Source organism: Clostridium tyrobutyricum DSM 2637 = ATCC 25755 = JCM 11008 (genome assembly GCF_000359585.1).
GTDB lineage: Bacteria > Bacillota > Clostridia > Clostridiales > Clostridiaceae > Clostridium_B > Clostridium_B tyrobutyricum.
In genome coordinates, this window is sequence record NZ_APMH01000053.1 from 1 (window position 1) to 7,597 (window position 7,597).

General features: G+C 30.4%; 7 protein-coding genes and 1 riboswitch. All 7 genes read right to left on the bottom strand.

Annotation, left to right across the window (positions count from 1 at the left end):
- Positions 1 to 122: 122 nt before the first annotated feature.
- Positions 123 to 299, bottom strand: a riboswitch (cobalamin riboswitch).
- Positions 300 to 353: 54 nt separating this feature from the next.
- A complete protein-coding gene (locus J418_RS0115090; protein ID WP_017896014.1) occupies positions 354 to 1,079 on the bottom strand; it encodes an energy-coupling factor ABC transporter ATP-binding protein in 726 nt (241 codons plus the stop codon).
- A 2-nt stretch (positions 1,080 to 1,081) separates the two neighbouring features.
- Positions 1,082 to 1,885, bottom strand: coding sequence for an energy-coupling factor transporter transmembrane component T family protein (locus J418_RS0115095; RefSeq protein WP_017752778.1), 804 nt, complete (start codon positions 1,883 to 1,885; stop codon positions 1,082 to 1,084).
- Between the two features lie 150 nt (positions 1,886 to 2,035).
- On the bottom strand, positions 2,036 to 2,590 hold the full coding sequence (locus J418_RS0115105; RefSeq protein ID WP_017896015.1) for an NUDIX domain-containing protein: 555 nt from the start codon (positions 2,588 to 2,590) through the stop codon (positions 2,036 to 2,038).
- A gap of 61 nt (positions 2,591 to 2,651) precedes the next feature.
- Positions 2,652 to 4,097, bottom strand: a complete 1,446-nt coding sequence (gene pdxR / locus J418_RS0115110; protein WP_017752781.1) for a MocR-like pyridoxine biosynthesis transcription factor PdxR — start codon at positions 4,095 to 4,097, stop codon at positions 2,652 to 2,654.
- Between the two features lie 179 nt (positions 4,098 to 4,276).
- The gene (locus J418_RS0115115) at positions 4,277 to 5,170 is read right to left on the bottom strand and encodes a D-alanine--D-alanine ligase (protein WP_017752782.1); all 894 of its coding nucleotides are present in this window, start codon (positions 5,168 to 5,170) and stop codon (positions 4,277 to 4,279) included.
- A 117-nt stretch (positions 5,171 to 5,287) separates the two neighbouring features.
- A complete protein-coding gene (gene cytX, locus J418_RS0115120) occupies positions 5,288 to 6,499 on the bottom strand; it encodes a putative hydroxymethylpyrimidine transporter CytX (protein ID WP_017896016.1) in 1,212 nt (403 codons plus the stop codon).
- Between the two features lie 8 nt (positions 6,500 to 6,507).
- Complete coding sequence (locus tag J418_RS0115125) at positions 6,508 to 7,566, bottom strand: glycoside hydrolase family 130 protein (protein ID WP_023625334.1); 1,059 nt, start codon at positions 7,564 to 7,566, stop codon at positions 6,508 to 6,510.
- Positions 7,567 to 7,597 lie beyond the last annotated feature (31 nt).

Sequence of the window (7,597 nt, forward strand, 5' to 3'; positions counted from 1 at the left end):
TTTCTATTGACTTTTACTAGCTGGTCTAATACAAGAAGCAGTAAACCAAAAGGTATACTGCTCCTCTAAAATCCGAAATAATCCAGAATAATTCAAGTTAGAGAACTTTCCCTCCGAAAGTTTAAACAAAATAACACCAGGCAGGTCTCCTGACTTATGATTCATCCTTGTCTTCTGGCCTTCCCCTATCAAGGTGGCATAAAAAAGATTCGTCTTCAAATACAGTAGCGGGGGCTGTTATGGATTTTAACCATATTCCCTTTTCACCTAAAATAGGCACCTGAATTTATTTATATTCTTTTTTATGAGTATATTACAATATAAATTTCATGTCAATAATATACCACTTTTAGTCATTTTATATTATTATCCTGTAAAAATTTTTCATCGCCTATTATATTTTCATAACTATCATCTCTTATGATTCTATGATACTCTGAAAATACAAGTGCCCTTTCAAAAACACCCTCAACATATTCAAAATCATGGGTAGAGCATATTATAGTCTTTCCTGCTTTATTGAGCTTAATAAACAACTCCCTTAAAAATTTTTTTCCTTTAGGGTCTATTCCATTCATTGGTTCATCTAAAGTCAGAACATCAGGATTAAGTACAAGTACGGAGGCAATGGCAACTCTCTTTTTCTCTCCTCCACTCAAATTATACGGTTGTCTATGTTTTAAATTACTTATGCCAAGTAAATCCAGACAATCCTCAACTCTACTTTTGACACTTTTTTCATCCATACCCATTTGTCTTGGTCCAAAGGCTATTTCCTCATATACTGTAGGACAGAAGAGTTGAGCATCAGAATTCTGAAATATAAAGCCTATCTTTTTATGAAATAATTTTGAATATTTACTGTCATTCATCCTTTTCTCACATATCTCAGTTTTTTCAAAGTAATATTTGCCTTTTTGTGAAAACACTATTCCATTTAAGAGTTTTAAAAATGTAGACTTACCACTTCCATTGGCACCTATAAGTGCTACAGACTCTCCTTCACCTATATTAACGGTTACATTTTTGAGTACGTCTATATCTTTGTATTTAAAACATACATCTTTAAATTCTATCATAATTAGGCTTTCAATCCTTTCGTATAGAAATAAAACACTATAAGAAGTACACTTGCAGATGCATATAAAACATCCCGAACTGTTATCTTGAAATTTGAGACAGTAGTATACTCTCCCGTAAATCCTCTACATTCCATTGCTGAATACATTTCCTCTCCCATTTCATTTGACTTTAGAAACAAATTTCCCATTATTTTAGGAACAGATGTATACTTTCTATTATTTTTCCCAATTGATCTAAGTTTTAAAGAATAAAACATGTCCAATGCAAATTGTCCTAAAATATAAATGTATTTTACAGTTATATCAAATACAAGTATAAATATATCAGGTACAAAAAATATCTTTAATGATCTTGTTATATGACTCCATTTGGTGGTTGCAGAAAAAATATTGGCAATCATTATAGTGCCAAATATTTTTAATATGAGTATCATACTGTTTATGGAATTTCCCATAACAATAGATGGAATAAGCATTATAAATGTAAAAATTGGTATTACTATACTCAATAATAGAATACTTTTTATCTCACCTGCATCAAGCATGCTAAGAAGCAATAAAAAGTATATGTCTATTGCCAGTACATATGTAAAATTTCTTGACATGGATAAAAATATAATGTTGAGCATCATAAAAGCAAGCTTTATTGCAGGATTTATCCTATATAAAAATCCATTTTTAAACTTGTCTTTTCTTTTAATATGTGACAATACCTTTAAAATGGAAAATATGCTCTTGTCTATAAATTTATCTGATTTTCCTTTAGGTATGTAGTCATCTTTTTTAAAAAGCCAGTCTTCCAAATTAAACACCTCTTATACCTTGCCATGCCGGCCTATTTTTTGTGATAAAACAAATTGATAAATACAACTATCACTACTATAACGCCACATGCACTTATTATACTGCATATTATAATCAAATCTTTTATCATATATCACAGACCCACCCAGCTAATTATTTTGCAGCCCACAGAATACGTACCAACATCCAATTCCCAATGCCGTTCCACTTTTCTGCTCTTTCTTTAAAAAATCAATTATTTTATGTTGTTCAATTAGAATTACCTCTATATCCTCCGAATCTTCCAATTCCTGCTTTGGATTCTTATTTTCCGGTAAATTTTCATCTACTGTTATCCCTAACAATCTTACCGTATCTGACAAGAGAGCTGCATTGGAATATAAAAGTGGACTTTCAGATCCTACTTTTCCTATATATCCTGTCTCCTCTTTTAGTTCTCTCAGTGCATTTTCCGCTGCATCATCATTTTCCATAAGCCCTGCTGGAAATCCAATTACATAATTATCAATAGCAGCCCTATACTGCTTTATTAATATGTACCTATTGGATGGAATAAGCTTTGATAACATTACTACAGTATTTACGGTATTAGTTCTCTCTACACTTTCCCATTTCAATTCATCATTTTTCTTTCCTCTATAAGTTATTTCCTTTAGTGATATCCACTTTCCTCTATACAATATCTTTTCGTCTATTTTCCTCATTGAAAGCACTCCTCAATTCTATTAAAGTATATAAATAATTATAATATATACTTGATAAATTCTAAACTGATTTTAATTTTTTTATTTCTTCACCTATTATTTTGAATCCCCTTTCTATATCTTCATCACTTACTCTTGAAAACCCAAGTCTGAAAGTATTACCTCCTCCTCCATCTGTATAGAATATATCTCCTGGAGTAAATATAACTCCTCTTTTACAACATCTGTTAAGAAGTTTCCTTGAATCTATTCCATAAACTTCTATGAATATATGAAGTCCCCCCTCTCCGTATATTTTAGAATATGGAATATATTTTCTGGCAAAATCAATTGCCTTTTCATACTTATCCTTGTAAAATCTTCTTACCTTCTTTATATATTTTTCAAAATTACCTTCTTTTAGATAATCATAAAAGACAGCCTGATCAAGAAATGATGTGTGTATGTTTCTGCTTCTCTTTAAACTTTCAATATAACCTATAAGCTGTTTGTCTGCAAGTATCCATCCTATTCTAATACCAGGAAAAAGTATTTTTGAAAAACTCCCTATATATATGACACTATTTCCATTTCCACTTAATGCTGCAATAGGTGATACATGATCACTTAAATATCTCAATTCTTCATTAAATCCATCTTCTACTATTGGTATATTGTTTTCTCTTAGAATATTATAAAGTTTGGTTCTCTTTTCCGGCGGCATTACAATTCCTGTTGGATTGTGATATGAAGGTATGAAATAAGACAGTTTTGGTTTTTGCCTTGTTAATTTTATCTTTAAATCTTTTAAATTGATTCCATCTTCATCCATAGCTACTCCTACTATATTCAATTTATGTAGTTTCATTATTTTTATAGCAGTGTTGTGTGTAGGATTTTCACAGATTACACTGTCTCCAGCATTAGTAAGACAGGAGAGTATTAGATCAAAACCTTCAGTAAAACCATTAGTTATGATGATATCTTTTTCAGTCGTATTTATTCCCTTGTTTTCCATGTATTTTAAAAGATATTTTATAAGTGATTTATACCCTTGAGCATATCCGTAATTTAAAATTTTTCCACCTTCTCTTGAAATACAGTTCAAAAAGGATTTTTTAAAATTTTCTACATCAAATAATTTATCATCAGGAGCTATACTCTTAAATGATATCATACCTTTTTCCCATTTTACTTCACTTTTAATTATATCTAATTCTGTAGCTTTTTTGGCATAATTATTTATGCGATTGCTCCAATCTACATTCCATTTTTCCTGAAAATCTACTTTTACATCTGCTACAAAGGCACCTTTTCCTTTTTTCATATATATAAGTCCATCATCTTTAAGGAAATCATAGGCACACATTACTGTATTTCTGCTTATTTTCAATCTTGATGCCATTTCCCTTGTAGATGGAAGCTTTTCTCCAGATGCCATCATACCTCTTAAAATCATATTTTTTATATAATTTTTCAACTGTATATATACAGGACTTTTCTTGTCAATCTTTATATCAAAAAACATTGTTACACCTCAATCACAATTCACAATTCACAATTCACAATTCACAATTCTATTTTGACACAATATAAAGTATACCGTGCAATTAAAAACATATAATTTACATTTAATTAATATATATAATAAAAAACACTACCCCATAATTATACAATTAATGAGACAGTGTTTATATAGATAATCTTTTATTTAATGGAATACTCAACAACTTTATCTAAAAGTTGACTGTAAGACATATTTACGGCTTTTGCACTCTTAGGAAACAAACTGTTTGCTGTCATTCCAGGCAATGTATTGAGTTCCAAAACATAGGATACTCCATCTTTTATAATTAAATCAACTCTTACATATACTCTGCATTTTAGTACATTCCAGCAATCAAGCGAGACCTTTTTTATGCTGTCTTCTATATTTTTATCAAGCTTAAGAATCAACTCATCTGAATAACTTGAATCATATTTTGCCTTGTAATCAAAGAATTCTGTTTTAGCTTTTATAGAAATTATTGGAAGAGTTTGTCCGTTTAGTATGCAGCAAGTAACTTCATCACCCTTTATATACTCTTCTATCATAACTTCTTCATCATATTTTAAAGCCAGTTTAACTGCATCTTCTATATCTTCTCTTTTTTTAACAAGATTTGTAGCTACGCTTGAACCTCCAGAATTAGGTTTTACAAATACAGGATATCCTATTTCATCCAAATAATCATAATCTATTTCACCTAAAGACTTTACACATAACCATCTAGCAGTATTAATTTCTGCACTCTTGAGAACTTTTTTTGTCATATCCTTGTCCATGCAAATTGCACTTGTCAAAGGTCCACATCCTGAATATGGTATATTTAAAGTTTCAAATACAGATTGAACTGTTCCATCTTCTCCAAATTTGCCATGAAGTGCCAGAAAAGCAAAATCTATGTCTTTTGTTTTAGTTATTATATCTTCTTTTTTATCTATAACAATTGGGACTACCTCATATTTATCCTTATTGAAACTACTTATTATTTCTTTTCCTGAGTCCAATGATATTTCTCTCTCTGAGGATATTCCTCCCATAACAACTCCTATTTTCATATCCAATTCCTCCAGTAAGCATTATTAAATACTGTTAATCTCTATGCTATAATTTTTACATATTATCCATGATAAAAAAAGAACCACCAATTTGGAATTTTAATCATACTGTGGTACTCATCTAACTATCTTCCATCTATTTATATAATTCCACCCAATAATATATATTAATGCAGTCAATATCATACTAGGAACAGTAGCTCCCAATACAAAATCAATTTTTATGAATATGTAATAAACTATTATTCCAACAATCCAAACTAACATCGATCCTACATTTAATAAAAGTGTGTCTTCTATTTTTCTTTTTTTCTTCAGAAAATAATCTGCTAATAAAACAGCAAACAATGGGGCAAATACAGAACCTATAGCATACAAGAAATTCATATAGATATCTGTACTGAATGCAAGTGAAATAACAGTTCCTATAATAGTTATGACTACAGCTGCAATTTTTTCATTGAATTTTGGAACTATATTTAAAAATGAGATTCCAGCTGAATACACATCCATAAAAGTTGTTGTAACTGTAGACAGTACTACAATTGCAAAAGCTATTATACCAAGATTTGAAGCCAGCATAATTGCTGATGGATCACTATTTTTAGATAAAATAGCAGCTCCAAGACCTATAATAAACATCCATGAGCTTCCTATAAAATATCCTAAAAAGCTTCCTGCACTTGCCTGTTTTCCATTCACTGCAAACCTTGTATAATCACTTATCATAGGCAACCAGGAAAGCGGCATTACAATTACAAGTTCAAGTGCAGAACCAAATGATATGCTATTTTGAGCAGTACTATGATAGATGTTATTATTTTTAAATATAACCCACCCCATAACTATAGTAAGAATAAAAAGAAGTGCAACTGCTATAGTATTTATCTTCTTAAATCCTACCATTCCAGCAATTATCCATATTGCAACCAATAATCCAATTACAAAGCTCCACAATGCAACATTATTTATATTCCACATTTTAACACTTATAAGATTTAGAGATTGGGCGGCAGTATTTATCATAACTGCAGTCCAGCCAATAAGCTGTAATATATTCAATACAGAGAATATATAGGATCCATAAACTCCAAAAGATATTCTTGTAGAAGTTATTGCGGGTATTTTTTCCCGACTTCCAATTATTCCTCCGATTACTAATATGGCTGTTCCTATAACATGTCCACATATAATTGCTATTAGTCCCCATTTAAATCCTAAAGGTGCTATAAGGCCACCTGTCATTATTTCTGCTATGGATATGGCTGCTCCGCACCACAGCATTGCAAAATCCCAAAAATACAACTTACTATCATTTTCTTTTTTCATTATTATTCCTACTTTATCAATGTATTTAAAATATCATCTATACTGGTTATTGCCAGTCCAATAGAATTATCTGATATTCCATAGTATATATATAATTTATCACATCTTTCTACAGCTCCACAAGAAAAAATAACATTTGGGAAAAATCCCTCTGTCTCATAACTTTCACTAGGTACAAGAATTGGGGTTTCACTTCTGGCAATAATATTTTTAGGGCAATCCAGTTGCAGAAGCAGTGCACCCATGCAATAATGCTCATTTTCATCTACACCATGATATAATTCAAGCCATCCATGTTTGGTCTTAATAGGTGGTACTCCTGCTCCTATCTTTTTACAGTCCCAGTAATTTTCTCTTGTATCCGCCAATATTTCATGATTTCCCCAATGAATTAAATCATTAGATTCTGATATCCATATAATGGGTTTACCTGTACTTTTTGATACAGGCCTATTCAATGCAAAATATTTTCCATTTATTCTTTCAGGAAAAATAACAACATCCTTGTTTTCAGTACTGAATATATTACCCAATCTTTTATAATTTTTAAAATCTTTTGTTACAGCCAAGCCAACTACTATTCCATAATTGGACACAGCACTGTAGGTAATATAATAATTATCATCTATTCTGGTTATTCTTGGATCCTCTATTCCAAAACTTTCATATTTGTTGTCAGGAAATATAAAAGGTTTATCATCAATTTTAAAATTAAACCCATCTTTACTTCTTGCAAGCCTTATATGGGACATGGAAGTAAGATATGAAAAATCAGAATTACTATCCATTCTTCTAACAACTCTTGAATCTGTAAAATCATAATTCTTATTTTCTCTAGATATATTCATAATATCCAAAGATCTATTTTCATTATTAAAAATTGGAACTTCCATGCATTTTTCATCACTTTGCTTAACTCTTTCAGCTACTCTAAGCAATAGAATTGTTTCCTCATTGTATTGAATTGCTCCAGCATTAAAGGCTCCTATAACTTGAAACTTACTATTTGAAGGAACCACATCTTTAAATGTTATTATGGGATTATATTTATATTTTATAATATTCACAATTTCCTCCTTGTATAATGTGGTTATAACA

What these genes read in the sequence shown, in the direction of transcription:
- J418_RS0115090 (WP_017896014.1), bottom strand. Translation starts at nt 1,079, where the DNA reads ATGATAGAATTTAAAGATGTATGTTTTAAATACAAAGATATAGACGTA.
- J418_RS0115105 (WP_017896015.1), bottom strand. Translation starts at nt 2,590, where the DNA reads ATGAGGAAAATAGACGAAAAGATATTGTATAGAGGAAAGTGGATATCA.
- pdxR (WP_017752781.1), bottom strand. Translation starts at nt 4,097, where the DNA reads ATGTTTTTTGATATAAAGATTGACAAGAAAAGTCCTGTATATATACAG.
- J418_RS0115115 (WP_017752782.1), bottom strand. Translation starts at nt 5,170, where the DNA reads ATGAAAATAGGAGTTGTTATGGGAGGAATATCCTCAGAGAGAGAAATA.
- cytX (WP_017896016.1), bottom strand. Translation starts at nt 6,499, where the DNA reads ATGAAAAAAGAAAATGATAGTAAGTTGTATTTTTGGGATTTTGCAATG.